At 61.6% G+C, this 26,324-nt stretch carries 20 protein-coding genes; 3 read left to right on the top strand and 17 right to left on the bottom strand.

The features are described 5' to 3' along the window. Positions 1-166 precede the first annotated feature (166 nt). Genes BW934_RS12130 through BW934_RS12120 form a run of 3 tightly spaced genes read right to left on the bottom strand, consistent with a single transcriptional unit; the run spans position 167 to position 4,543 of the window. The gene (locus tag BW934_RS12130; RefSeq protein ID WP_234969788.1) at positions 167-2,767 is read right to left on the bottom strand and encodes a penicillin-binding protein 1A; all 2,601 of its coding nucleotides are present in this window, start codon (positions 2,765-2,767) and stop codon (positions 167-169) included. Between the two features lie 18 nt (positions 2,768-2,785). Next, complete coding sequence (locus BW934_RS12125) at positions 2,786-4,000, bottom strand: D-alanyl-D-alanine carboxypeptidase family protein (protein ID WP_234969772.1); 1,215 nt, start codon at positions 3,998-4,000, stop codon at positions 2,786-2,788. Positions 4,001-4,027: 27 nt separating this feature from the next. Beyond that, positions 4,028-4,543, bottom strand: coding sequence for a CcdC family protein (locus BW934_RS12120; protein ID WP_076348464.1), 516 nt, complete (start codon positions 4,541-4,543; stop codon positions 4,028-4,030). Between the two features lie 285 nt (positions 4,544-4,828). Here BW934_RS12120 and BW934_RS12115 point away from each other — a divergent pair, with 285 nt between their 5' ends. Further along, positions 4,829-8,035, top strand: a complete 3,207-nt coding sequence (locus BW934_RS12115; RefSeq protein WP_076348462.1) for an MMPL family transporter — start codon at positions 4,829-4,831, stop codon at positions 8,033-8,035. Between the two features lie 123 nt (positions 8,036-8,158). On the opposite strand, the gene BW934_RS12110 is transcribed toward BW934_RS12115, so the two are convergent. Continuing rightward, entirely contained in the window at positions 8,159-8,584 is a 426-nt protein-coding gene (locus tag BW934_RS12110) for a Fur family transcriptional regulator (RefSeq protein WP_076348574.1), read from the bottom strand. 133 nt (positions 8,585-8,717) lie between these two features. Between BW934_RS12110 and BW934_RS12105 the strand changes: the two genes are divergently transcribed. Next, complete coding sequence (locus tag BW934_RS12105; protein WP_076348460.1) at positions 8,718-10,154, top strand: catalase; 1,437 nt, start codon at positions 8,718-8,720, stop codon at positions 10,152-10,154. A 175-nt stretch (positions 10,155-10,329) separates the two neighbouring features. Here BW934_RS12105 and BW934_RS15005 read toward each other — a convergent pair whose 3' ends face one another. From BW934_RS15005 to BW934_RS12045, 13 genes are all read right to left on the bottom strand, one after another. Then, positions 10,330-10,476 (bottom strand): hypothetical protein, encoded by a 147-nt coding sequence (locus BW934_RS15005; protein ID WP_159437318.1) that lies wholly within the window; start codon positions 10,474-10,476, stop codon positions 10,330-10,332. A 203-nt stretch (positions 10,477-10,679) separates the two neighbouring features. After that, a complete protein-coding gene (gene hpaI / locus BW934_RS12100) occupies positions 10,680-11,585 on the bottom strand; it encodes a 2,4-dihydroxyhept-2-ene-1,7-dioic acid aldolase (RefSeq protein WP_076348458.1) in 906 nt (301 codons plus the stop codon). 16 nt (positions 11,586-11,601) lie between these two features. After that, the gene (hpaD, locus tag BW934_RS12095) at positions 11,602-12,600 is read right to left on the bottom strand and encodes a 3,4-dihydroxyphenylacetate 2,3-dioxygenase (RefSeq protein ID WP_076348456.1); all 999 of its coding nucleotides are present in this window, start codon (positions 12,598-12,600) and stop codon (positions 11,602-11,604) included. Continuing rightward, complete coding sequence (gene hpaB / locus BW934_RS12090) at positions 12,597-14,048, bottom strand: 4-hydroxyphenylacetate 3-monooxygenase, oxygenase component (RefSeq protein WP_076348454.1); 1,452 nt, start codon at positions 14,046-14,048, stop codon at positions 12,597-12,599. The genes hpaD and hpaB overlap by 4 nt, the downstream gene beginning before the upstream one ends. 32 nt (positions 14,049-14,080) lie before the next feature. Then, positions 14,081-15,583, bottom strand: a complete 1,503-nt coding sequence (hpaE, locus tag BW934_RS12085) for a 5-carboxymethyl-2-hydroxymuconate semialdehyde dehydrogenase (protein ID WP_076348572.1) — start codon at positions 15,581-15,583, stop codon at positions 14,081-14,083. A 32-nt stretch (positions 15,584-15,615) separates the two neighbouring features. After that, on the bottom strand, positions 15,616-16,368 hold the full coding sequence (locus BW934_RS12080; protein ID WP_076348452.1) for a fumarylacetoacetate hydrolase family protein: 753 nt from the start codon (positions 16,366-16,368) through the stop codon (positions 15,616-15,618). Continuing rightward, entirely contained in the window at positions 16,328-17,056 is a 729-nt protein-coding gene (locus tag BW934_RS12075; RefSeq protein WP_076348450.1) for a GntR family transcriptional regulator, read from the bottom strand. Before BW934_RS12075 ends, BW934_RS12080 begins: the two co-directional genes overlap by 41 nt. Positions 17,057-17,112: 56 nt before the next feature. Continuing rightward, positions 17,113-18,546, bottom strand: coding sequence for an MFS transporter (locus tag BW934_RS12070; RefSeq protein ID WP_076348448.1), 1,434 nt, complete (start codon positions 18,544-18,546; stop codon positions 17,113-17,115). A gap of 48 nt (positions 18,547-18,594) precedes the next feature. Then, complete coding sequence (locus tag BW934_RS12065; RefSeq protein ID WP_076348446.1) at positions 18,595-19,101, bottom strand: flavin reductase family protein; 507 nt, start codon at positions 19,099-19,101, stop codon at positions 18,595-18,597. 228 nt (positions 19,102-19,329) lie between these two features. Next, positions 19,330-19,563, bottom strand: coding sequence for a hypothetical protein (locus BW934_RS12060; protein ID WP_076348444.1), 234 nt, complete (start codon positions 19,561-19,563; stop codon positions 19,330-19,332). A gap of 187 nt (positions 19,564-19,750) precedes the next feature. Next, positions 19,751-22,027, bottom strand: a complete 2,277-nt coding sequence (locus tag BW934_RS12055; protein WP_076348442.1) for a glycoside hydrolase family 3 C-terminal domain-containing protein — start codon at positions 22,025-22,027, stop codon at positions 19,751-19,753. 38 nt (positions 22,028-22,065) lie between these two features. Beyond that, positions 22,066-23,604, bottom strand: a complete 1,539-nt coding sequence (locus tag BW934_RS12050; protein ID WP_234969771.1) for a carboxylesterase/lipase family protein — start codon at positions 23,602-23,604, stop codon at positions 22,066-22,068. 26 nt (positions 23,605-23,630) lie between these two features. Continuing rightward, on the bottom strand, positions 23,631-24,893 hold the full coding sequence (locus BW934_RS12045; RefSeq protein ID WP_084182601.1) for an MFS transporter: 1,263 nt from the start codon (positions 24,891-24,893) through the stop codon (positions 23,631-23,633). A gap of 148 nt (positions 24,894-25,041) precedes the next feature. On the opposite strand from BW934_RS12045, the gene BW934_RS12040 reads away from it, so the two are divergent. Continuing rightward, positions 25,042-26,307: a helix-turn-helix transcriptional regulator gene (locus BW934_RS12040; RefSeq protein WP_076348438.1), complete on the top strand. Its 1,266-nt coding sequence runs from the start codon at positions 25,042-25,044 to the stop codon at positions 26,305-26,307. Positions 26,308-26,324: the final 17 nt, after the last annotated feature.

The following is a 26,324-nucleotide window of genomic DNA, read 5'->3' as shown; positions in this document are numbered from 1 at the left end:
CCTTTCTCCGCGGATCTTGCGCAGCGGATGGATACAGGCTCCATCAATCACAGTTCCCACTATAAATCATCCGCGCAGATTTCGTCCATGGGTCGAAGTTGTGAGCGCAGCAAAAGCAAAAGGGCCGGTCCGCCATCCACATGGCATCGGACCAGCCCCATGGTCTTCAGGGCGTATTCGCCGCATTGGCTTCGGCGCCGTTGTTGGCCGAGCCGCTCACATCTCCATTGCCTCCGCTCGATCCGCCTTTGCCTGACGAGACCACCTGCGACTTCGACTGCGGGTTGGCGGCCCCGGGCGGCGTCGACGTCGGCGTGGTGTTGGCCGGTGTCGTGTTGGTCGTGTTTCCCGGCTCGTTACCCGCGCCTGTGGTCGTGTTGCCCGTGGCGGTGTTGCCAAGGCTCTGGTTCCCGAGGCCGCCCGATCCGTTTCCCGGGACGGTGTTGTTCAGCCCATTGCCCGGCGGCGTGCTGTTGTTTGGGTTCGCCGGATTGGGCGGGGAAGCGCCCGTCGTCACGGTCACCGACGCCGGCTTGCCCACGGCCTGGCCCGTCGCCTGGCTCGTCGCCTGCACCGTGTAGATATAGGTCTCGTTCGGTTGAACCGACGTGTCCGTGATGGTCTCTGCGGTCGTCTGGCCGACCGGCACGGTCTCATCCGCGCCGTTCGTCGACACCCGCGTCACCACGTACGTCACCGGCTGCGAGAAGCTGCCCGACCACGACAGGGTGACCGTGTTGGTGTTGCGATCGTACGTCGCCGACAGGTTGGTGATGCTGTTGGTCGGGTTTGTGTTGGTCTGCCCGCCGTTCATCTGATTGACGTAGTTCACGCCCTGCGCGGTCCCCGTGATATACGGGTAGGGCCCCACCGAGAACTGCTCCGGCGTCTCGTTGGCCAGGGCCAAGGCGATGATGTCGTGGAAAATCTGCGCCGCGTTGGCGGACGGATCGACCGGCGACATCGTCATGTGGTGCTCCGGCGACGAGACGTCGTACCCGATGTGAATGCTGCCGACCAGGTTGGGCGTGTAGCCATCAAACCAGCCGTCGCGCACCCAGTTCGGGTGGTTGCTCACAAGGCCCGCGCTGTACTGCACGGTGCCCGTCTTGCCCGCGACACCCCAGCCCGGCAGCTTCGCGTTCTGCCCCGTGCCGTAGTCCACGACGTCCTGCATCAGCCGCGTCATGTCGAGCGCCACCTGCGGCGTCATCACCTGCGTCTGCTGCGGGCCCTCGTGGTAGATGATGCCGCCCTGGCTGTTGACGATCTTCGTGATCAAGTACGGTTGCGACCGAATCCCGTTGTTGTCGAACGGCGTGTAGGCCGCCGCCATCTCCATCGGCGTCACGCCGTTTTCCAGCCCGCCGATGGCAATGCCCAGGTGTTCGTAGTCCTTCTGCGTGAGCGGGATGCCGTCCGCCTTGGCAAAGTTGGCCCCCGTGTCGATCCCGATCTGCGAGAGCAGCCAGACAGACGCCACGTTCTGCGACCACTCGAGCGCGTACTGGAGCGTCACCTTCGGCGGTGCGTTCGGATCCCAGTTTTGAGGGATATAGCCCCCGCCGAAATCCTGCGGCTGGTTGTCGAGAATCGACGTGTACGTCCACTTCCCCGTCGCGAGCGCCGGCGCGTAGTCCATGATCGGCTTGATGGACGATCCCGGCGAGCTCGCCTGATAGACGCGATCGAGCCCAAGCGGGACATAGCCCTGCCTGCGCGATCCCGCCGCACCGAGGATGGCGCCGGTCTTGGGATCCACGAAGACGGCCGCGCCCTCGACCACCGTGCCCGTCGTCGGGCCGGGGAAGTCGGAGTCGTATTTGCCGCTCCAGAACACCTCGTTGATGGCGTTCTGCACGTTCGGCGCAATGGTCGTGTAAATCTTCAAACCGCCCTGCATGACCTCCTGCGGCGGGATGCCGTGCCGATTCAGGTAGTCGAGCAGGAAGTTCGTCAAAAGCGGCTGCGTGTTCCAACCGTCACCCGGGAACGAGTGAAACGACACGCCGAGCGGCTGCTTTTCCGCCGCGTCCGCCTGAGCCTGCGTGATGTAGCCGTAGTGCACCATATTCTCAAGCACCTGGTTGCGGCGCTGAATCGCAGCCTGCGGATGAACGAGCGGATCGTACGCCGATGGCGCCTGCGGCAGTCCAGCCAAAAGCGCCGCATCCGCGAGCGTCAACTTGTTCGGCTCCGTCTTGAGGTCAATTCCAAAGTAGCGCAGGGCTCCCTGCTCGATCCCGACCGCGCTCTCCCCCATGGGGATGCGGTTCAGGTACATCGCGAGGATCTCCTGCTTGGTAAAGTTCCGCTCAATCTGCAAGCCCAAGATGATCTGCTTGAACTTGCGCCCGAACGTCTTCTCATCCGTCAGATAGACCATCTTGGCGAGCTGCTCGGGGATGGTGCTCGCGCCCTGTGCGAGGCTGCCCGACGAGACGTCCACGAACAGCGCGCGGAAGATGGACTTGATGTCGATGCCCGTCTGATTGGTCCAGAAGGTATGATCTTCGGTCGCGACGATCGCGTCCTGAATGTTTTTCGGAATCTGGTTGTAGGTCAAGTCGGTGTTCGGCGAGCCGAGCGTCAGGAGCTTCGTCCCATCGGCGGCGTACACGACCGTCGGTTGATGCGATTGCTCCAACACGCTCGCGTTAAAGGGCGTGAGCCGGACCGCGAGATAAAATCCAACCGCAATCACCACGACAAGCGCGACGACCGTCCCTAGAGCGATGGCAATCCATCGTCGGACCAAACGGCCCACCTCCATCGAATCGACTTCTCACAGCCGCTTCATACGCCAACTGAGCGTCGGTGCAGGCACGGCCGAGGCAGCCGCTACCGGCACGCGCACCTTTTGCATGCCCACCTGAATCTCGAGTTGACCGACGATCTGGTTTTGGGCGATGGGCTTTTTCGAATCCAGCGCATCTGGCACATACCCTTGATGCACGGACAGACCGCCCCAGCCGATGACCTGAACCGGCTCCGTCGCTACGAGCGACACGGGTTTCGCCCAAGGGGCGGAAAGCGTGCCGACCGTCTGTCCAGCCGACACGAGCTGAACCGACCGGAGCGCCTTCTGCGCGTCCTTCGACATCGTGACGGCCGCATTCAGCGCCTCGGCGAGCGGCTGGGGTCCCTTCTGGCCGAGCACGGCGCCGATGATCAGCACTTCGCGGCTGCCGAGCACCTTGCGCGCGGCAAACACGAAGCACCCGCCCGCCTCGAGGGTCGATCCCGTCTTGCCCCCGATAATGGTGCCGTGGCCCACGACCGAGTCGACGTTGTAGACGAGCCCCACCACGGGCAGCACGGCCTGGGCTTGGCCCACGATCTGGCGGAACACGGGGTTCTCCATCGCTTTGGCAAACAGCTTCATCTGGTCCACCGCGTCACTCTGGCTCGCCGGCGAATAGCCCGTGGGATCGGCGTAGTGCGTCTCGGTCATGCCGAGCTTTTTGGCTGTCTCGTTCATCTCCTGCACAAACGCTTGAACGGAGCCATCGCACCATTTGGCGAGAAGTGTACCCATGTTATTGCCGGACGGCAAAAGCAACCCCTGAAGCGCCTGATATTCCGTGATCTTTTCACCTGCCGCGACTTTGACCACGGACTGTCCGAGCGCCTTGTCCTGCTCATAGACCTTCACGTCCGCCGGCGTGACCGTGAGCACAGGTCCCTGTTGCCCCAGTTGAAGCGGATGCTTTTGCAGCACGAGGTACGCCGTCATGACCTTGGTCACGCTGGCGATGGGCACCGAAACCTGCGGACCGTACGTGCCAAAGGTCCCCACGCCGTCGGCCATCAGCGCGGCCTCGCCCTGCGACGGCCATTGAATGACGGGCTTCGTTCCCTGTAGGGCCTTGGGCAAAGGCGCAACCACGTCCGCAGCCGCCTGCGGAATCGGGCGCACCAGCTGCACCACAGGCACACCGATGACGATGATGGCAATCACGATGGCAATGACCAGACCGCGCAGACTACGCACAACCATCCTCCTAAGCTCGTCGCCCAGCGCCCGTCAGGTCGCGGGCTGTTCTGTCTTCGCGCCGGACTTCGACGCCTCAAGCTCACGCATCATGCGCTTGTAACGCACAAACATGGCAATGCGCCACGGCACGAGCATGCCGAACGCCAAACAGAAGAAAAGGGAGCCTGTCTGATACACGTCCACGTACCGCTCGACGAGGCTGTGCAGGGCAATGCGAACCACCAACAGCCCGAGCAGGATGTAGATGAACGCCCTCGACCGCTTCAGATAGACCCCATCTTCTCCTACGTAGAAATGGCTCGTCGCGATCAGCGGATAGCTGAACAGGCATCCGACCAAAAAGGCCGCGACGGCATAAAGAATCGGCTCGCGCGTGAACGGAAACACATACATCAGAAACCCTGTGCTCATGGCCAGCGGCGGAATCAGGATCTTCCGCGCATTCGTCGGGCGCCTCGATGCCCGAAGACGCACAAAAATCACCGTGACCGCAAACACGACGGCGACAACGGTTGCAATCAGCGTGGTAACTTCGCTGTGATTCACGCTCTCCCCTCGCCTTCCTGCGAGATCCGACGAGCTTGACATGGCGGCCATGGGTCCGCCCATGCGGGCTACGTGTGAGTATACCATCAATGACTCAACGCTTTCTTGAACAGCCGTCTACAAAACTGCGAACTTTGCGCGCAAGCCGCGTGCCCACCGCCCAAATCGCCTGGAAAACCTGACAGCAGCCTGGTAGAATTCTTTCGGTCACTAAATCAGTTGTCAAGACCGTCGATGTCGTGTTTGCCGAGATGTCAAGCCTGTCGAATTGAAGGAGGCGAGTCCGTGGCAGAGCGTTACGCCCACTTTGTCGCCCGCATGAAGTACGCCATCATCGCCGTCTGGGTCCTGGCCGTGGCGCTGGCGCATGTCTTCCTCCCGCAGCTCAACGCCATCGTCGCGCACAAGAACACGGAATTTTTGCCGAGCTCGTCGAACGTCGTGATCGCCAGCAACTGGCTGAAGCGTGTCGACCCGGCGCGCCAGACGGGTTCGAGCGCCGTGGTGGCTCTCTACAACCCGCACGGATTGACGACGCAGGACAAAGCGTGGTTCAAGCAGCGGCTCCAGCAGGTGGCCCATCACAAGGGCACCTACGGGGTCAAGACCGTCACGGCCGCCTACAATCAGGCGAAATCGGTCCAGAATCAGTTCTTCAGCTCGGATGGAACGGTGGAGATCGCCACCATCGGCTTCCCGGGCAGCGACGTGTCGAAGGCGACGGACGCGTCGCTGAATCAACTGCATCGGGTATTCCAAAACCCGCCAAAAGACGCACAGGTGCTGTTCACGGGTGACACGCCGATTGAGAACGACAACATCAACATCTCGATGGATGGCGCGTCCAAGACGGCGGGCGTGACCGTCGCGCTCGTGCTCGTCATCCTGCTCGTGGTCTTTCGATCGGTCGTGGCCCCCTTCCTCACGCTCATCTGCATTGGGCTGTCGTATCTCTTGACGACGAACCTCGTGGCCGTGCTCGCCAACGTGGGCCTGCCCGTCTCGACGTTCACGGATACGTTCCTCATCGCCATCATCTTCGGCGCGGGGACCGACTACAGCATCATCGTGCTCAATCGCTTCCGCGAGGAGGCAAGCCGGGGACTTGAACCGGTGGACGCCCTGGCGCGCGCGATGAGCGGGGTCTCGAAGACCGTCGTCTACAGCGCGCTCACGGTGTTTCTTTCCTTCGCGACGCTGTACTTTGCGCGTTTCGGCTTGTTCCGCTCCGGCGTGGGGGTGGCCGTGGGCGTCGCCGTCACGCTGGTCGCTTGTCTCACTTTCCTTCCTGCCCTCATCATGGCGCTCGGCCGGTACGCGTTCTGGCCGCGCCGCCAGCTGAGCGGAGACAGCCACAAGCCCTCGCGCGTATGGGACCTCACGGGCAGGACCGCGCTCCGGCACCCGTGGTGGACGCTCGCCGCGGTGCTCGTGGTGTTGACGCCCGTGGCGCTCTCCTTTACCGACCAGCGCACGTTCGATCCGACCTCGGACATCCCCTCGGCGCCCTCCGTCGTCGGCTTCCGCGTCGTCTCGAAGGCCTTTGGCCCCGGCAAGGTCCTGCCGATGGACGTCGTGATCGACACGCCGGACAATCTCCGCACGCCTGAAGGGCTCGCGACCATCGAACAGGTGTCCGAGGCGATTGCCAAGCTGCCGTTTGTCCAGCAGGTCCAGAGCGCCACGCGCCCGACCGGCAGTGTGATTTCGGAATTTGAGCTTGCGAAGCAGAATCAGCTTGCCGCAAACGGGCTCGGCAAGGTGCAAACAGGTCTCCAGCAGGTGGCGAGCCACGTCGGCTCGCAGGGCGCGGCACAGGCGGCCAACGCGGCGCGCCAGCTGTCGGACGGAGCGGCGCAGCTGGCCCAGGCGAGTGGAAAACTGACCCAGGGCGCGGGAAGCGCGGAGACTGGGGCTTCGAAGCTGGCGACGGGAGCGAGCGCAGTCTCGAACGGGGCATCGCAACTCGCGCAGGCGAACGACAAGCTGGCGAAGGCCGCCGCGCAGATCGGCGCGGGGTCGCAGCAGGTTGCGCAGGGCGCCGCCAAGCTCGCGGCCTCCGCGAAGGCGCTCGCGTCTGGGCAATACCAGCTCGCCCAAGGGGCATCGCGGGAGGCGCAGGCGGCCGAGCAGCTGGCCAACGCGATCGCAGCCTGGACCAAGGCCCACCCGGCCGAGGCGTCGGATCCGAATTGGCAACAGATTATCGCCCTGGCGCAGGGCAGCGCGGCAGGCGCAGCCCAGACGGCGAGCGCGGCGGGCAAGCTCGCCAGCGGCACGAGCCAGTGGGCGAATGGCGCGAGCGCGCTGAGCGGAGCGGCCCAGCAAGTGGCAGCCGGGGCGAGCCAGTGGGCATCCGGCAGTCAAAGCGCGGCGGCGGGCGCCTCCCGGGTCGCGCAAGGCGCTTCTCAACTGAGCCAGGGCGCATCGTCGCTCGCGCACGGACTCGGCCAGTGGAGCGGCGGTTCGTCGCAGCTGCAGGCCGGGCTCACGAAGTGGGCCCAGGGCGCAGCGCAGTTCTCGTCCGGGCTCGGCAGCGCCGGGGCAGGGGAAGACCAACTCCACAGTGCGCTCGTCAAACTGTCGAACGGCGTCGGCACGGTGCGGAACGCGCTCCATGAAAGTGCCAAAGCGCAGACCTCGGGCGATCCCGGCTTTTATGTGCCGGCATCCGCCATTTCGTCCAACCAGGACCTGAAAAAGGCCCTGAACAGCTACATCTCGCCGGACGGACACGTGGCGGACATCCGCGTCACGCTCAAGTCGGATCCGTACTCCATGACCGCCATTCAGAAGATGCCGCGGCTTGAGACCGTCGCCCAGGCGGCCTTCACGGCTGCGCCCATCCACACGGGGCAAGTGGGCTTCGCGGGCACGACGCCGACGCAGTATGCACTGAATCAGCTCTCCAATCAGGACTTCGTGCGCATGATGGCCCTCATTTTGGGCTCCATCTTCATCTTGCTCGTGATCATGCTGCGCTCGCTCATCGCGCCGCTGTACGTCATCGCCTCCCTCACGGGGACGTACTTCGTCACGATGGCGTGCCTGCAATACGTGGCGGTCGACGTGCTGCACAAGGCCGGGATCAGCTGGACCGTTCCGTTTTTTGCCCTGCTGCTCCTCGTGGCCCTCGGCGTCGACTATTCCATCTTCCTCATGTCGCGCTTCGACGAAGAGCTGCGGCGCCATCCTGAGCTGAACCTGCGCAGCGCGATGCTGTACGCGATGCGCCAGATGGGCAACGTCGTCTTCTCGGCGGCGGCCATCATGGCTGGCACGTTTGGCTCGATGTCCGTGTCCGGCGTGACGACGCTCGTCGAGATCGGCCTGTCGGTCATCATCGGGCTGGCCCTCTACGCGCTGATCGTATTGGCGCTGTTTGTCCCGGCCTGCACCGCCATCGTGGGCGAAGCGCACTTCTGGCCGTTCCGGCGCACGCCGCGCGAGGCGCGCGAACTCAGGCTGCCGGAGGAGTTGGCTGCGGAGTGACGCCGCAAACGCGCGAAAAGCGCCTGGGGAGCAAGAGCCCGGACGGCACATCGAAAACGCCACCTGCCTGAAAAGGGGCAGGTGGCGTTTTTGCTCCCCGGCGCCTGGTTGGCGGCGCACGCCTCAGCGCGCGGCTGCGCCGGAATCTGTGGGGTCATCTGTTTTGCCCTGGCAGGCCGGACACACGCCGTGAAACACGAGCTCCGCGCTCAGCACGCGATACCCTGTTCCCCGCGCGATCTCGTCCATCCAAGGCGCAGGGGGCGCCTGCTCGAACTCGGCGATGGCGCCGCACCGCACGCACACCACGTGCGCGTGATCGCTCGTATTGGCATCGTAGCGACTCGCCGACTCCCCAATCTTGACTTCCTTCAGCAGGCCCTTTTCGGTCAAGTAGCGGAGCGCGTTGTACACGGTCGCGTACGCGTAGCGATGTCCGCTCGCGCTCAACCGCTCCATGATGTCTGTGGCCGTCGGGTGATCGTGCGACGCTTGTACAATGTCAAAGACCGCTCGCCGCTGCGCGGTCCAATTCACCGGCTTGGACATCTTCGACACCTCTTTAGGCTCCTAAGCTATGATACGAAATTTCAGCGCCACTTTCGACGGCGGATCGGTTGCCGAAATCAGATTTTGAATTTATACTTAGTCTAACACTAAATCTTGATATGAGGTGAAGCTCATGGCAGACCGCCCTTACACGCGCGAAACCGGCGCACCCGTGTTTGACGATCAACACTCGCGCACCGCAGGCCCCCGCGGGCCCATCACCCTCGAAGACGTGCATCTCATAGAGAAACTGGCGCACTTCAACCGCGAGCGCATTCCTGAGCGCGTCGTTCATGCCAAAGGCGCCGGCGCCTACGGCTACTTCGAGGTCACGCACGACGTGACGCGCTACACCAAGGCCGCCTTTCTCAGCGAGGTGGGAAAGCGAACCGAGGTGTTCGTTCGGTTCTCCACCGTCGGCGGCGAGCAGGGTTCCGCGGATACGGAACGCGATCCGCGGGGCTTCGCGGTCAAATTCTACACCGAAGAAGGAAATTACGATCTCGTCGGAAACAACACACCCGTCTTCTTCATTCGGGACCCGCTCAAGTTTCCGGACTTCATTCACACGCAAAAGCGCCATCCGCAGACCCACTTGAAAGATCCGAACATGATGTGGGACTTCTGGAGCCTCACGCCCGAGTCCATGCATCAGGTGCTCATCTTGTTCTCCAACCGGGGAACGCCCTACGGCTACCGACACATGCACGGCTTTGGCTCGCACACCTTCTCTTGGATCAACGAAGCGGGCGAGATCGTGTGGGTCAAGTATCACTTCCTGACGGACCAAGGAATTCGCAACTTCAGGCGAGCGGAAGCGGTGGAGATGGCCGGGCGCGATCCCGACTTTGCCACGCGGGACCTGTTCGACGCGATCGAGCGCAAGGACTACCCGTCCTGGACGCTGTACGTGCAGATCATGCCGTTCGCGGACGCGGACCGCTACGCATTTGACCCTTTCGACGTGACGAAGGTCTGGCTGCACAAGGACTATCCGCTCATCCCGGTGGGGAGGCTCGTCCTGAACCGCAATCCGGAGAACTACTTCGCAGAAGTGGAGCAGGCCGCGTTTTCGCCGGCCCACGTGGTGCCGGGGATTGGTTTTTCGCCAGATAAGATGTTGCAGGGAAGGCTTTTCGCGTATGGAGACGCGCATCGATACCGGCTTGGAGCCAACTACAACCTGCTGCCGGTGAACCGGCCGCATGCCACGACGGCGCAGAATTACCAGCGCGATGGAGCCATGCGCTTCGACGGAAATGGAGGCGCATCGCTGAATTACTACCCGAATCGCGAAGGGCATCCGGCGCCAACGGAGCGCGCTCGCGGTCCCGAATACCCTGTGGAGGGGCTCGTGGGCCACTACGACTATCGCGATCGCGACTTTTACACGCAGCCTCGCCTGCTGTATCACGTGATGCCCGATCACGAGAAGGCGGACCTTGTGGACAATCTAGCCACATCGCTCCGGCAAGTGGACGCCGAGATCGTCGAACGGCAGATGACACACTTTGAAAAGATGGATCCGGAGCTTGCGGCGCGGATTCGGTCTGCACTGCAAGGCCGGTGACGGGCACACGCTGGACGGCACACGGCAGCGCATTGGGCGTCCAGCGCTGAGCCGAGCCCACGAGAACCAGCGCCCAGCGCCTTTGCGGCAGCGCGCGACGCAAATGGGACAGCGCCAGAGGCCTACAGGCCCTGGGGCTGCCCCGCCTCGCCCGCCCGCACGGGTGCACATTCCATCACCACTCGGACTGCGCATCCCGCACCCATCTGTCGACACAGTCATCGCACAACCGTTCCCACTCGCGCTCCTCCCAAGGCCGGCAGGGCTCTGGGATCTCCGTGCCACACAACACGCAGGTCGTGCTCTCCGCCGTCTTCTGCATCTTCTCACCACTCCCGTCGAATCGCGTGTCTTGTAAGTTTGACACCCATCATACCACGGGTGCGGCGAGATTTCAACCGAATGTTCAGAAAATGCAGTTTCACCTGGCATCGTGCCAGGATGCCGGCCAAGGCCCGGCACAGCGTCCGGGCTTGGTCGCATCGAGGCCGGCGCTTGGATCTCCGGCGCCGACTTACAGAAAGGCTAGATGAGCCCATACGAAGCGAGCACCGCTCTCAGCTTCTCTGTCAGCTCCGGCCCAGGCAGCGCGAGCGGCATTCTCACGACCGGGCGAATTTTCCCCATCATGGCGAGACACGCCTTGACCGGTCCAGGGTTCGTCTCCCAGAAGAGCGCCTCATTCAGCTCAGCCAGCTCATAGTGCAAATCCAGGGCCTCGTGCCAGCGGCCCGCCTGGACGAGATCGTACAGGCGAGCCACTTCGCGCGGCATGAGGTTTGCGGTGGCGCTGATGTGTCCCGCCCCGCCCAACGCCAGCATCGGGTAGCACAACAGCTCAATGCCGGAGTACACGAGAAAATCGCGGCCACACGTCTTCAGCACGCGCGTGACCTGTTCAAAATCCTTATTTGACTCCTTCACCCCGACGATGTTGCGGCAGTCGCGCTTCAGCCTGGCCATCGTGGCAGGCTCGAGGTTGACGCCCGTCCGGCCAGGGATGTTGTACAGGATGATGGGAATGTCGACGCTGTCGGCGATGGCGCGAAAGTGCCGATACAGCCCCTCCTGCGATGGGCGGTTGTAGTACGGGACGATGACCAACGCCGCATCCGCGCCCAGCTTCTCGGCCGTCTTCGTCAGCCGCAGCGTCTCCGCGTGGTTGGTCGATCCCGTCCCCAACACGACGGGAACTCGCCCTCGCACAGCATGGACCGTGACTTCAAACAGATACTCCCGCTCTTCCACGGTCAGAGAACTCGGCTCACCCGTCGTGCCCGCACAGGAAATGCCGTGCGAGCCGCTCTCGATCTGCCACTCGATGAGATCGCGATACGCCCTTTCGTCGAACGATCCGTCCTCCAAAAAGGGCGTGACCATCGGCACGATGGACCCGCGCAGCCGCGATACCACGTCCTTGTCTGCTGCCATCCACAAAGCTCTCCTCTCACTTGATGTAGGTCGCAGCGCGAGCATCGGTCGCCCCGGAGAGCGCGACCGGCGCCTCGCTGTCCCAATCCATGACGGGCGATCCGTCCCTCCACCAGCTCTCGGGCGTCTGATGCCCCCACAGTGTCTGGCGCCTCGGGTCCCGGGCGCTCCAACGAATCGGTTCGTGGTCGGGATCCACCGTGAGGTAATCCGACGTATAGAGCTCGATGCGATGGCCGTCGGGATCGCGCAGATAGAGGAAGAAGGCGTTTGAAATGCCGTGCCTGCCGGGGCCGCGCTCGATGTGCGTGTGCAGTTCCGCGCCGCCGAGGATGTCGCACACGCGAATGATGCTCACCACATCGTCCATCCAAAAGCCGATGTGATGAAGCCTGGGGCCGAGCCCCTCCATCAGGGCGAGATCGTGCACATTGCCCTTGCGGTGCAGCCAAACGGCCTTTTTGGCGCGCGGCTCGTCGTCCGTCTCCACGTATTCAGTCAGGCGAAAGCCGAGACCTTCGCGCCACATCTGTTCGCAACGGGCGAGATCGGACACAAAACAATTGAAGTGATCCAATCGGCGGACACCGGCGCCTTTGTGCAAGTGATACTTCTGGAGAAGGCACTCGGCCTGCTGCATCTCGGCATAAAACTCGAGGGGAAATCCGAACGGATCTTGCACGCGAAGCGCCCGACCCTGGCCAGGCTCCGTACCGGGCTCGACAAACTGTACGCGGCATCCGAGCGACTCAAAGTACGAGGCCAGGGCATCCAGATGATCCTCTTCGGCCACGCGGAACGCGAGATGGCTGACGAGCGGGGCGTCCGCTTCCGTGAGCACGAGGCTGTGATGATGGCGCTCTTCGACGCCGCGCAGGAAGAGCTGCCCGTCTCGCTCCTCCGTGACCACAAAGCCGAGGATCTCTTCGTAGAACGCGCGGGACGCGGCGAGATCGCGCACCCGCAGTTCGGCATGCCCTGCGCGAACGACGGAAAAGGGAAGTTCGGGTTTCATTCCGACTCACCGTCCAAAAACGCCTTCACTCGCGACACATACGGCGCCTTATCGTAGGAATCGTAGAGCGCGCCGTACATGCGCACCGGATCGCCGAAGAAGAAGCGCTCGTACAAGACCTGGCGGGAGCCGAAACTCGAAAGTGCCGCGTCCCAGGCCAGGCGGAACAGTTTCAGGCGCTGATACGCGTCGATGTTGCGGCCCTGGAGGAAGCGCTCGAGGTCGCCTCGAATTTCGGAATGCCAGTCGGCTTCGGTCGGAATGGCCATGAGGCCGCTCGCGCCGAGCTGCTGGATGATCTCGACGAGGCGCGGATACGTCTTCGGGAACAGGTTGCGGGCGGCGTTCAGAGGTGCCCATGCGGGCGTCATGACGCCGTACTCGTCGAGCGACGCATCCGCTTCCGACGCGCGTAAAAACGCTTTCATGGTCTCGAGCGCGAGGATGATCTCGGCCACCTTTTCCTTCACGTGCTGAAACTGCCCGATGCCGATGGCATCCACCATGGACTCGGCGAGTCCGAGCAGGAACTCACACTTGGCGATGTTTTTGTGCATGACCTGGTAGGTCATGTGCACGACGGCGTGCGTGGCCTGATGCAGCTGGTTACAGCGCTCTGCATCCTCCAGGAGGAAGATGCGCTCCCAGGGCACGAGCACGTCATCGAACACGACGATCGCGTCCATTTCCTCGAAGCGAGAGCCAAGCGGATGGTCGAAGTGCGACCGCCCATAGTCGAAGCTTTCCCTGCAGATGTAGCGAAGGCCCGGCGTGGCACTCGGGATGGCAAACGCGAAGGAGTAGGGCGCATCCTCTTCCGTGTTGCGAAGTACCGTCGAAGGAAAGACGAGAATTTCGTCCGCGATGGGCCCCTGCGTGGCTAAGAGGCGCGCGCCGCGAATGACGACCCCCCGGCTGTTTTTCTCCACCACGCGCGCGGCGATATAGGGATCTTGCAGTTTCCCCACGTTGACCGCGCGATTGACCTGGGGCGAGATGAGCGTGTGGGTCAAGGTGAGGTCGCGATCGCGCGCGTACGCATAGTACGCCTGGATGTTTTCGGCGTAGGACGGGTGGTTGCCCGCAAAGTAAGCGCTTGCTTGTGCCATGGCGGTGATGGCGACGTTGAGATAGTCGGACGTCCTGCCCATCATCCCGAACGACGTCTGGGCCCAGCGCCTCATCATGTGCCCTCGGCGCACAAGGTCGTCGTGCGTCCGCGGGACGAGCCAGGACATGCCGTACCTCTGGCCGTCCTCTTCAAACGTCATCTCGTCGCGAAGCGCTGGATCACACTGCATGTCATACAGCCGGGCCATGCTCGCAATGACGTTGCGGAAGGCCGGGTGCTCCGAGATGTTTCCTTCCACGCGTTCGCCATGGATCCACACCTCGCGAGGTTCTGCGTTCAGCCGCTCGACGTATTCCGCTCCACTCTTGGCTCCCATGATGACGTCACCTCACTCGTGATGGATAATCCTCACGCGCCGGCATGATCCGCGAGGCCGAAGCGAGGAATCGGATGTTGCCCGAGCGCGACATGAATGGTTTTCCACTCCGTGTAGAATTCGAAGCTGTAGTGCCCGCCCTCGCGTCCAACGCCGCTCATCTTCATGCCGCCAAACGGCGTGCGAAGATCTCGCACGTTCTGCGAATTGATCCACGCCATCCCGGCGTCGATCCGGCGCGCCAGCCGGTGCGCGCGTTCAAGATCCCGTGTCCAAATGTATGCGGCAAGTCCGTACGAAACACCGTTGGCGAGTTGGAGGGCCTCCTCCTCCGTGGTAAACGGAATGGAAACGAGCACGGGGCCGAAGATTTCCTCCTGTGCAATGCGCATGTCGTTTTTCACATCGACGAACAGCGTGGGCCTGACGAAGTTTCCGCGCGCCAAGTCTTCGGGAACGTCGCCGCCGACGGCCATGACCGCGCCCTCGCGAAGCCCGATGTCGAGGTATCGCTCGACGCGCGTTTTGTGCTCGCTGTGAATCAGAGGTCCGACTTCCGTCGCGGGATCGAGCGGGTTTCCGAGGCGTATGCGGCGCACGCGCTCGGCCAAGCGCGCCTCAAACTCCTCGCGGATGGTCTCCTGGATGAGCAGTCGCGAACTCGCGGTGCAGCGCTCACCGTTCAGCGAATAGACGCCGAACACCACGGCGTCCAGCGCCCTGTCGAGATCGGCATCGTCGAAGACAATGACGGGGGACTTGCCGCCGAGCTCCATGGAAAAGCGCTTCAATCCGTCTGCGCCGTTTCGCATGATGGTGCGGCCCGTCACGGTCTCGCCCGTAAACGAGATGAGCGGCACCTTGGGATGCCTGACGAGGGCGTCGCCTGCCACCTCGCCGAACCCGTGCACGAGGTTGAAGACGCCGGGCGGAAGATCGACCTCCTGCATGATTTCCGCCAGTTTCGTGGCGGTGAGCGGAGACCACTCGGCGGGCTTGAGCACCGCCGTGTTGCCCGCTGCGAGGCAGGGTGCGATTTTCCAGGTCGCGAGCATCAGGGGCGTGTTCCACGGCGTGATGAGCCCCGCCACGCCGACGGGGACGCGGATGGCATAGTTCAGGAACGCATCGCCTACGGGAAACGTCTCGCCCGTGATGCGCGTGGCCATCTCCGCGAAGAACCGGAAATTCTCAGCTGCACGGGCAGCTTGGCCTCGCGCCTGGGCGATGGGCAGGCCGGTATCCGCGACCTCGATGCGGGCGAGCTCTTCGCCGTGCCGCTCGATGGCATCGGCAATTTGCACCAGATAGCGAGCGCGCTCTTTGGCGGTCATACGGCCCCATGGGCCCTCGTGAAACGCCCGGTACGCGGCCTCCACCGCCCGGTGAACGTCTTCCTCCGTTCCCTCCGCGACCTGGGTCAGAACCTCATTGGTCGTGGGATTGAGCGTGTCGAACCATCCGCCCTTGGCGCTTTCGACAAACGCCCCGTCAATGAAATGGAGCGCAGGACGAGGCATGCCTTCAAACGACATCGGCACAGGCTGTGCCTCCGCTTTGACCTGGTTCATGACGATGCTCCCTCCTCCACCACGGGATTTTGAAGCCGCCCAATCCCTTCAATTTCCACTTCGATCACGTCTCCGGGTCGGACGGGCGAGATGCCGGGCGGCGTGCCTGTCAAAATCACATCGCCGGGGTAAAGCGTGGTAAACGAGCTCAGAAATGCGATGATGTCATCGATGCGGAAGATCATGTCCTGGGTGTTGCCCTGCTGGCGAACGTCCCCGTTCACATAGGTGCGTATCGCCAGTTGATGAGGATTGGAAATGTCCGCGGCGTCCACCCACCACGGGCCGAGCGGGCCAAACGTATCCCACCCTTTCGCGCGGATGGGCGGCCGGTACATGTTGCCCACAAAGTCTCGCACGGTCACATCGTTCGCGATGGTGTATCCGAGCACGTGATGAAACGCATCTTCTCGGCGAATGCGGCGCCCTGCCCTCCCGATGATCACCGCGAGCTCAGCCTCGTAGTGCATGTACTCGACACCCGCCGGATAGCAAATGGGCGCCAGATGGCCGATGAGGGATGCGTTGGGCTTGATGAAGAGCACAGGTTCCTTCGGTTTTTCCAAATGGAGTTCCGCAGCGTGGTCCGCAAAATTGAGCGCAAGGCCATAGACAGTGCGCGGCGAGATGGGCGGCAGCCAAACAACCTCTTCCATGGGCACCCGTCTGCCCTGTTCGTCGTGAAGTTCTCCATCTCGCAACACGCCTTCATGCATCCGCCCCTGGTAGATGTACCTCGCGTGACGCACGGTAATCCTCCTTCCGCTCTGCCACATGGCGCGCATGCTGTTCATTCCAGCGCCGAAACGCTTCGAGCGTGGCCAGCCTGTGCTGGCGCGCAAACCGCTCGACCGCGTCTTCTCCGACATCCACGGCCATCAATTGAATCAGTTTGTCGTGTTCGGCAATGGAGTCACTCGCCCGGTGCGGGATGAGATTAAAGACCGAGACGCGCATGGCATCCATTCGCTCGCGCACGGCGTGAATCTCATCCACGAGAAACCGATTGGGACAGCGGCGCAATATGATTTCGTGAAATTGCTGGTTGAGCCGGCTGTAGAGCGTCAAGTCAAAGTCGGATCGCGCCCGCCGCATCGCCTCGTTGGTCTCGCGAAGAGCCTCAAAGTCCGCCTCGGTGAGTTGACGGTAGGCGACGGCCGTCGCATAGCCCTCCAAGACGGCGAGCGCCGACAGGATATCCTCGTACATCTTGGCATCGATGCGGGTCACCTTGGCACCGCTGAACCGCTCGACCTCCACCAGGCCTTCGGCCTCCAGGCGCCGAATCGCCTCGCGAATGGGTATCGCGCTCACCCCCATCTCTTTCGCGACGCGATCGATCACAATCCGGTAGCCGGGCCCGTACGTCCCGTCGAGGATGCGCTGCTTCAGTGTGTGATACGCCAGTTGTTGTTTGCTCGGTGTGTGTTTGGTCATGGCCCTATCGTATACGATTTTCTATTCGTTTCAAAGCAGACGATGCGGCCGGGTCTTCATGGCGAGATTTCCTCTAGCACCTTGCCTCGCGAAGCAATCCCGCCGAGCGCCACGAGCGCCGCGAGGAGAAGAAAGCCGGACATCGCGACAAAGCCTGCCGTGACGCCGAGCGTGGGAATGACGGGTGCGATAGCCCAAAGCCCGACGCCTGCGCCAATGTGACCCGCGCCGTCCACGAGTGCAAAGCCGCTGGTTCGAGCGCGAGATGGAAAGTTCTCGGCGGTCCACGCGTAAAACACAGGAACCCATAGATTTTGCCCGAAGAAGAGAAGCATGGAACCGAGATACGACAGCCATAGCTCGTGCCCCGCGAGTCCGACCACGAGACCGCCAGCGATGGTCAAAACGGCCGAGATGAGCAAATACACCTTTCGCTCCATCGCTTCCCCCGCGAGGTAGGCAACGACGCCTGCGAAAAACATCCCCAAGACACCAACCGCGACAATGAGACCTGCCTCGCTCGGTGCATAGCCCGTGCCCACGAGAAGCGTGGTCATGCCCGCGGAGAACCCGTACACCGTGACGTAGCTGAAGAGCCAAACACAGAACAGGAGCATCACGCGCCTTCGGTAGACGGGGCTGCGCAGAAGGTCACGGTAAGGTGTGCCGGTATCCGAGGCCTGCGTGAAGACCGACGCACTGTCGGACGATTCACCCGCTGAGATGCCGAGGCGAACTTCCATGGCCGTGACCACTTTGCGAGCCTCTTCGACACGCCCTTTGGCGACCAGCCAGCGAGGCGACTCGGGAAGTTCGAGGCGCAGGGCGAGGGCGATTAACGCGAGCACCGCGCCGATGACATACATCAGTCTCCATCCCCAGTGAAAGGAGGACGAAGCAAGAGCAAAGGGAAGCCCTTGAGGAAAAGGTGCGCGAGGGGTTGTGAGCAAAAGCCCGAGCCAGATGCCCACGAGCGCGCCTGCCCCCGAAAAGATGAACAGGCCGGAGGTGTACTTCGCCCTCGCCTGGCGAGGGGAAATCTCACTCATGTAGGTGTTGACCACGGCGAGGTCCGCGGCGACGCCCACACCCGTGATCCCTCGGGCCACGACAAACATCCAATCGCGCACAGCCAGAGCTGTCAGGAGCGAACCGACGCCTGTCACAAACATGGTGAGCATCAACATGCGGCGTCGCCCGACGCGATCCGCGAAGGGACTCAAGACGAGCGTGCCAACGACGTATCCCAGGAGATTGGCGAAAATGGGTAATCCAATGTACTGACTCGCGTTGGCAGGCGTTGCACCCGGAATGATCGCGGTAGCCGTTTGGACGAAGGACACGTTGACATCGAAGATGTCGTAGAACGTGAACAGATACCCGAGGCCGATGACGAGAAATAAGCGGCGCGGAAGCGGCCACGCGTGAAACCGCTCCATCCTTGAGAGCACGGTTTGCGCGGCGTTGGAAACAGGCACATCGGTGCCCATCGCGTCTCCCCCCAATACGAGCGCGATGATGACCTTCGATTCGAATTCCTATACGATTTTGCCCAAACAAGCGGAGCCCGGCAGATCTTTCGCGAGCGAGGTGTAGCCGCCACGCCAAAACACCAAAGGATTTCCGCGCTCCTGCCGGTAAATGTCCGTCACGCGCCCCACAACAATGGCATGATCTCCCGCTGGATACCTCGCGTAAACCTCGCATGCGAGTGCCGCCAAGCAGTCATCGAGCCGGACGGAATTTCCGAACGGCACAAAGGTTCCTCGCCAACCAACGGCTGCGCCCGCGAAGTGGCGCGAAACGTCCTCCTGATGATGACCAAGCACATTCACTGTAAACGCTTTCTCTTCGGTTAAAAGTGGCGCCATTCTGCTTCGCGTATCCACGCAGATGAGGATAAGTGGCGGATCCAACGACACGGAAGTGAACGAGTTGGCCGTCATCCCGTGCACCTGGTGCCCCACAGACGTGGTGACAACGGTAACCCCTGTTGTGAAAAGGCCACACGCGCGCCGAAATTCCGTCGCATCCACCCCTGTCATGAATGTCCCCCCTTTCGCGAGAATGCTCCCATCCATCCCAGTGACCTTCTCACCGGTACATGGATCATATATGATTTCATACACCAGATCAATACCAAGTTTGCCTCATCACAAAAGAAGACCGCCACGAGGGCGGACTGTATCCTGGATGGTCTCATCATAAGACTATGGCGCGACGATCCACATGTCACGCGAATATCCTATTTCACAACATGTCGAGGGAATCAATCACGTGAAAAACACGAACCTCTCTCGTGCGGCCACCGGCGACACGATTCGAGCCTCTTCGAGAGGAGAAACAGGTGTGATAGGAGCAGCGATGGCTGAAAGAAGATGGGCACCGTCGTGAGCATCCAACGTGGTGAATGGCATCGGCTCATCGATCCGTTGCCCGACAGTCATTTGCAAGCTCGACAGCTTCTGCAGGAAAACAGCAGCAACACGTCGAATATCGAGCATCACAGACCTCACTCCTTTGGCCGCGCGGCGACGCGGCCTTTTTTCTTCTCTCAGTGCGGGCTCTTCTCTTGTGCCTCGGATCATTCTCCCAGATGCAGATCTCATCCAAATCTTCATAGGCATCATAGCCAAGCGATTTCACGAATATCCGATGCAAGTGAGGCTGACGCCAAGCCACAGAGCGCCGTGGTCACTCACTGTCCTCGCCTCCCGATGCAGCCGCCTGAGCCTCTCGCAGCCGCTCCATCACCTGTTCAATCTCGTCGCGGGGCACGCCGAACAGCGTCGTCAGCCGGCCAATGGGTGTAAACTTCATAAACGCCTCCAACGTCGGGTTGCTCTCGATGTCCGCGCCGAGCGGGGATCCCGCCAGCCTCTCCTGCATCAACGCCCGCAGCACCGGCCCCGTGACGGGATCGGCCAACAAATCGCCGAGCAACGCGTTGGCGTGGACGGCGATGGGCCGCCGTGGCGCCGTGCTCTCCACCTCGACGCGTGCTTCAAGACGGAGGTCACGCGACGATGCGCCCACGCGGATGAGGTAGGGCCCACTTTCCACCACAAAGTCCTGCGCCTCTTCGTCGTAATGGCTGAACGCGCGCTTTCCCAGCTGAAACTCGACGGTCTGGACCTCGCCCGGGTGGAGCGCCACCTTGGCAAACGCGCGCAACTCGCGGCGCGGGCGAATGGTTCGAGGCGATCCCGGCTCCACATACAGCTGCACGACTTCCTTCCCGAAGCGCGGCCCTGTGTTCCGCACGTCCACTTGGACCACGAGCACCTCGTCGTCCCGCATCCGACCGGTGGAGGCGCGCAGGTTTTCGTACGTGAACGTGGTGTAGGACAGCCCGTGCCCAAACGGAAAGAGTACGTCCATCTCCTTCGTGTCGTAGTAGCGGTAGCCCACAAAAACGCCCTCGCGGTATTCGACGCGATCGCCTTCGCCCGGAAAGAAGGGGTGGGACGGGTTGTGCTCCAACCGGATGGGGAAGGTTTCCGCCAACTTGCCCGACGGATTCACCGCGCCGGAGAGCACGTCCGCGATAGCACCGCCGAACGCCTGCCCGGCGAGATACGCCTCGATCACGGCAGGCACCTTGGAAATCCAGGGCATCTCGACAGGCGCGCCGTTTGACAGCACCACAATGACGTTCGGTTGCCGCGCGGCAATCGCCTCAATCAGCTGCACGTGGGCGTCGGGCATGCGCATGTGCGGGCGATCGTAGCCCTCCGACTCCCACGACTCGGGCAATCCCGCAAAGACGATCGCGGCATCCGCCTCTGCCGCGATGCGTGCCGCTTCTTCGATGAGATCGGCCCGCGGTTCGTCGTCGTCCAAGGCGTAGCCTGGGGCATAGGTCACGCTCTCTTCGCCAAACGCGCGCTTGAGTTCGTGAAGCGGGATGTCCAAGCGGGTCGGCGTGACATGAGAGCTCCCCCCGCCCTGGTACCGGGGATGCTCCGCAAACGCCCCGATGACGGCCACGCGCGATCCCGGCGCGACAGGCAGGACAGAGCCGTCGTTCTTCAGCAAAACCATGGCTTCGCCCGCCACCTCGCGCGCCAGCCGATGATGCCCTTCCACGTCGATGGGTTCGTCGGCCCTTGGGCGATAGGCGCGGTCCACGAGTTCGAGGAGCCGGGTGACCGTCTCATCGAGTTGAGCTTCGTCCAGCCGGCCTTCGCGCACGGCGCGGACGATGTCAGCATCCTGTGCGTAAGGCCCCCCGGGCATTTCGAGGTCAAGTCCCGCGGCGAGAGCACGGACGCGATCGTTCACGGCGCCCCAGTCGGAGACGACGATGCCGTCGAAGCCCCACTGGCGCCGCAGCACCTCGGTCAGAAGCCACGGATGCTCGGAGCAGTAGGTGCCATTCAGGCGATTGTAGGCGCACATGACGGTCCACGGGCGACCACCTTGGACGGCGCCCTCAAAGCTGGCGAGGTAGATTTCGCGTAGCGCGCGCTCGTCGACACGGGCGTCGGTGGTCAGCCGGCGATACTCCTGGTTATTGGCGGCAAAGTGCTTGAGGGACGTGCCGACGCCGCGGGACTGAACGCCGCGGATATGCGCCGCAGCCATTTGTCCGGAAAGAAGCGGGTCCTCCGAAAAGTATTCGAAGTTACGGCCGCACAAGGGTGAGCGCTTGATATTGGCGCCGGGGCCGAGCAGCACGTGGACACCGAGGCTGCGGCACTCGTCGCCGAGCGCTTCGCCCACGCGCTCGACGAGCGCTGGATTCCAGGTGCTCGCCAGTGCAGCAGACGTCGGGAAGCACGTGGCGGGTTCCGAGTCGAAAACGCCCCCACCCTGGCGCTGGAGGCGAACGCCGTGGGGACCGTCCGTCAGGCAGAGCGCGGGAATGCCGAGCCGTTCAATCGGTTGAGTCTGCCAAAAGTTGAGGCCCGAGCAAAGCGACGCCTTTTCTTCAAGGGTGAGCTGGGAGACGAGATCGCGATAAGCCATGATGAGCTCCTTTCTTGTATCATCGATGATTTGGTGGTCTAAGAGATAACTCCAGACCTCGATAAAAGCTCTCGATCGAACAGGTAAGCTGTCGGATCAAACCGAGCGAGTTCCTGAAAGCGGATGGCACCGACCGACTCGTCTTCCGCCGTCGGAAAAGTCAGCTGGCCATCACGAACAAACGTGCATATTGTGCTGTGCATCGCGTCCGCCAATGGCCCAGACAGCGCTGTCCCTAGCACTCGGTCAACCTGAGGTGCATCCAGAAAATTGAAGAAATAGGGGAGGTCATGACAATGGTAGGCTCCCCTTGATCGGGATGACATGGCGGCAAAGTCATACACCCAGGTTCTTGACCCTACGCCCGCTTGCCTACGCAGCTCGACTAGGTACGTAACCCCTGTGCGAAAAATGTAGCTGGTCATTACCTGCCCCCAGGCTCTCTCCTCACCAATTCGTTCAATTTCATGTGCATATTGCTCCAATGCCTCCCGACTGACCCCCTCACTCTCTAGTTCATGTAAGATCTCATCGAATGATGGGGCGGGCTGTGAAGGAAACGAGAACTCATTGCGGGTGCTGCCGATCAATAGGGGGACGTGCGCAAAGCCCGAGATTGTCCTTTGCTCGTAGATTCCGTCAGGAATGACCTCGCCATCCACCACAGGGCGAAACGCCAATCCCGCCCCGCCAAAACGCCGCATGCGGAGTACCTGCATGACATCTTGAACAGATGACAGCGGAGGATTATCCGCCAGTGTGTTGTAACCCCGCTCGACGTCTAGAATGCTGTCATGAGTGATATTCATCCAAGCGTCCCGTTTCGGTTGAATATGAAAGTGATCGGCTAGCCTTCTTCCACACTCGACCGCTTGGTCATAGCCAAGTTGGTCAATGGCAGCAGACATGGGTATCGCTGCGCGGAATAAGCCCCTGGCCAAAGGGCTGCAACAGAGGGACAGCACCGAACCTCCTCCTGCGGACTGCCCTGCGATGGTTACCCTAGCGGGATCTCCGCCAAAATTTTGGATATTATCATGCACCCAGCGTAAAGCCGCAATTTGGTCTAAGAGTCCGCGGTTCAAAGGTGCTCCTTCCATCCACCCGAACCCGTCAAACCCGAGCCGGTAAGAAATTGTTACAACCACGATGCCACGCTCGTTAAAGGACCTTCCGTTATACCATGGCGACGCGGGCGAACCCGCAAAGTAGCCGCCACCGTGGATCCATACCAGAACAGGAAGCCGAGCGCCCCGGTCTCCTGGAGCCGGAGTGTAGACATTGAGGTTAAGGATGTCTTCTCCCGGTATGGATGGCTCAGGGATGGTTGTAACCTCAGCAAACGGTCTACGTTGTGGAGTAGGTCCAAATTCCTTCGCGCTTCTCACGCCGACCCACGGCTCTGGAGGCTCTGGAGCTGCGAATCGCAGTCGTCCAACCGGAGCGGCGGCGAACGGAATGCCCAAGTATGCAGCTGAACTACCTGATTGCCAAAAACCTTGGACCCGCCCATACGCCGTTCTGACAGCAGGTGCGTCAAGCGTTTCCTTAAAAGAGTCACGTTGCTGTTGTACCATAAGTGACCCATCCCCCATCGTGATAACTACCGCACCGATTTAATGGGAAACACAAATAGTGAAGATATCACCGTCGCAACGGCGGAATAACAGAAAATTGACGCGTAGTTACCGTGAAAGGCGCCCAAAAGCGCAGCCACGATAACGGGTGTCAACGCCTGGGGAACGTTTGCTGCGATATTCAAAATACCTAGATCCTTTGCTGCGTCCTCGCGCGCCGGCAGGACGTCGACCATGAGTGCCATGTCGACCGCCATGTAAGCCCCGTAGCCGAGCCCAATGATGACACTGGAAATGAGCATACCCGCGGAAGTTGCCAAAAACACGGGAACCAGGGCTCCGAGTCCGATAAAGAGGGTTGAGGTGAAGACAAACACCTTTCTTCGATGCATTCTGTCCGATAAACGACCGAACACAAGCGTTGAAAGTCCAACAGCGACCATCTGGACAAGGTTGAGCATTCCCAAAAAGCCGCCGGCCTGGGCAATGGATAAATGGATATAATCAGTCAAGATATACAATTGATAGGCTGCAATGGCCTGATAGGCGAATATCATGAAGAAGCGTCCGCCGAATGCCCAGGCAAAATCAGGATGTTTTCGTGGATCAATGAGAAAGCTTGCGAAAAACTCCTTCCAGCGTATTGAAGGGAGACGCAATTCTTTGGAGGAGCGATCTGGATTGAGCAGGATGAAGGTCAAACAAACGAACAACACAATACATGCGAACAGGTCGTAGCCGAGCCCTAACCGGTTTAGCAACCTGCCCGCGAGGATTACACCCAACGTGCCACCGACAGAAGAGCCAATGCCGATAAACGCTGACGCCGTTGCACGGAAACGGCTTTCGACGCGATCGGAGACAATAGAGGATAGAGGGCCTTGAAATGCGTTTAATAAGACTTGTGCCGCCACCCAGAACAGGGTGATGAAAAAGAGAGTTTTCGCATACTGAAGGGCAACGGTGCAGAGCGCACCTCCGCAGGCTCCCAGCAACATCCAAGGGGCACGCCTGCCTAAACGTGTCCGGGTGCGGTCGGAAAGCGCACCCACAATTGGCTGCACAAAAATCGTGGCTACAGACGAAATGCTGGTCACCACAGCCAGGTCATCTACCTTGTGAACTGGATCGAGAAGCGCAACTTGTTCTGGGAGCAGAACTACGATGAGCCCTGCGTAGGTCATGAAGAGTCCTAAGTAGGAGGTTCCTAACGATCCAAACAACAAGGTCCGACGCTTTGGATTGGTGACAAAGGCGCCATCCGATACGGTATTCAGCCCGACACTCACTTTCCTTCATCTCCTCTCTTACGTTGCGGGAATGCGTCCGCAACCGCTTTCAACCCTTGTCGTCAATCTAGCGCGCCAGGCGCGCGCCATCTAGAATGAATATCAGATTTTCGGTACGAACCTCGTTCAACTTGAGAGGATGACAGCGATGGACCCGCACAGTGCGCTGGCGGCCTTGGAAGCGTTTGCGAAGGCACTTGACCTTCCTTGGATCGTGTGGGACGGCGATCGCGTCGTGGCAGGCCAATCGGGAAAACTCCCTACAGCGGCGTGGCTGGCGTCGTGTCGCCAGCTGGCGGAGGGCCTTGCCGCACAAGGCGACGCATGCGAGTCGGCTGCGATTGTGGAATTTCGCTATTTTGAACGCTTCGCCGTGTGTCCGTATGGGCAGCTTTGGGTGGCGATCGGCCCAGGCGTTGATCACGCCCTCGACCCCGCAGAAATCGATCGCGCCACCGGCGACGGCGTGCACGAGCCGCTCGGGAAGCCTGAATTTCGCGAGCTCGCCTCGCGGCTTCCCACCATGTCGCACGAACGATGGGTCGCCGTGGCGAAGACGCTGGACGCCCTGCTTGGCACCGGTGCGCCGGCGGATCGACACCCGCCCATCCTGTGGATCACGCGTGTGCCCTCGTCTTCCGACCGGTCGCTCACGGCCGCCGAAAGCGCTGTACCGGACGAAACCTGGTTTGAGCATCACCACTTTGTCTACACCAGCCGCCACGATGTGACGCGCGAGCGGGAGATGCTGCGCTGTGTCCGCACGGGCGATGTGGAAGGCATGCGGGCGCTACAGGCCGCGATTCGACGCGATCGGTCTGGGGTCGGCGTCCTTTCGAAGCGAAGCGAGATTCGCAACCGAAAGAACATCGGCATCTGCGCCATTACGCTTGCCACGCGGGCCGCGGTGGAGGCCGGCGTCGATGTCGAGACGGCGTACGGCATGAGCGACGCGTGGATTCAGACCTTGGAAGATGCGTCGACCCTCGTCGAGGTGGAGACGTGTGTGGATCGGGCTCTCGTCGCATTTGCGCGCGCGGCGCACAAGGCGCAAAGCTCGTCGCGATCGCGCCACGTCCGCGAAGCCGAAGCCTATCTGCGTCAGCACGTGACGAAGCGGGTGCGGATGGCGGATGTCGCGCGGCATGTCGGGGTGCATCCTCACCACCTGGCTGCGCGCTTCAAAGCGGAGACCGGCCAGACGCTCACGGAGGCCTTGTGGTCGATGCGAATTGAGGCGGCGAAGGAGATGCTGCGGGACTCCAGGATGAGCGTGGGCGAGATCGCCGCTTTGCTGCAGTTCACCGATCAGAGCCACTTTGCGCGGCGATTCCGGCAGGCGACGGGCTTGTCGCCGCGCGCCTTTCGCACGCGGTGCATAGCGGAGGCTGACGCCAGTCAGGTTATAAGGTGACACCGATGGAGGGGGAG

Source organism: Alicyclobacillus vulcanalis (genome assembly GCF_900156755.1).
GTDB lineage: Bacteria > Bacillota > Bacilli > Alicyclobacillales > Alicyclobacillaceae > Alicyclobacillus > Alicyclobacillus vulcanalis.
The sequence above is the reverse complement of the archived record's forward strand: the minus strand, read 5'-3'. Positions and strand labels throughout refer to the sequence as shown.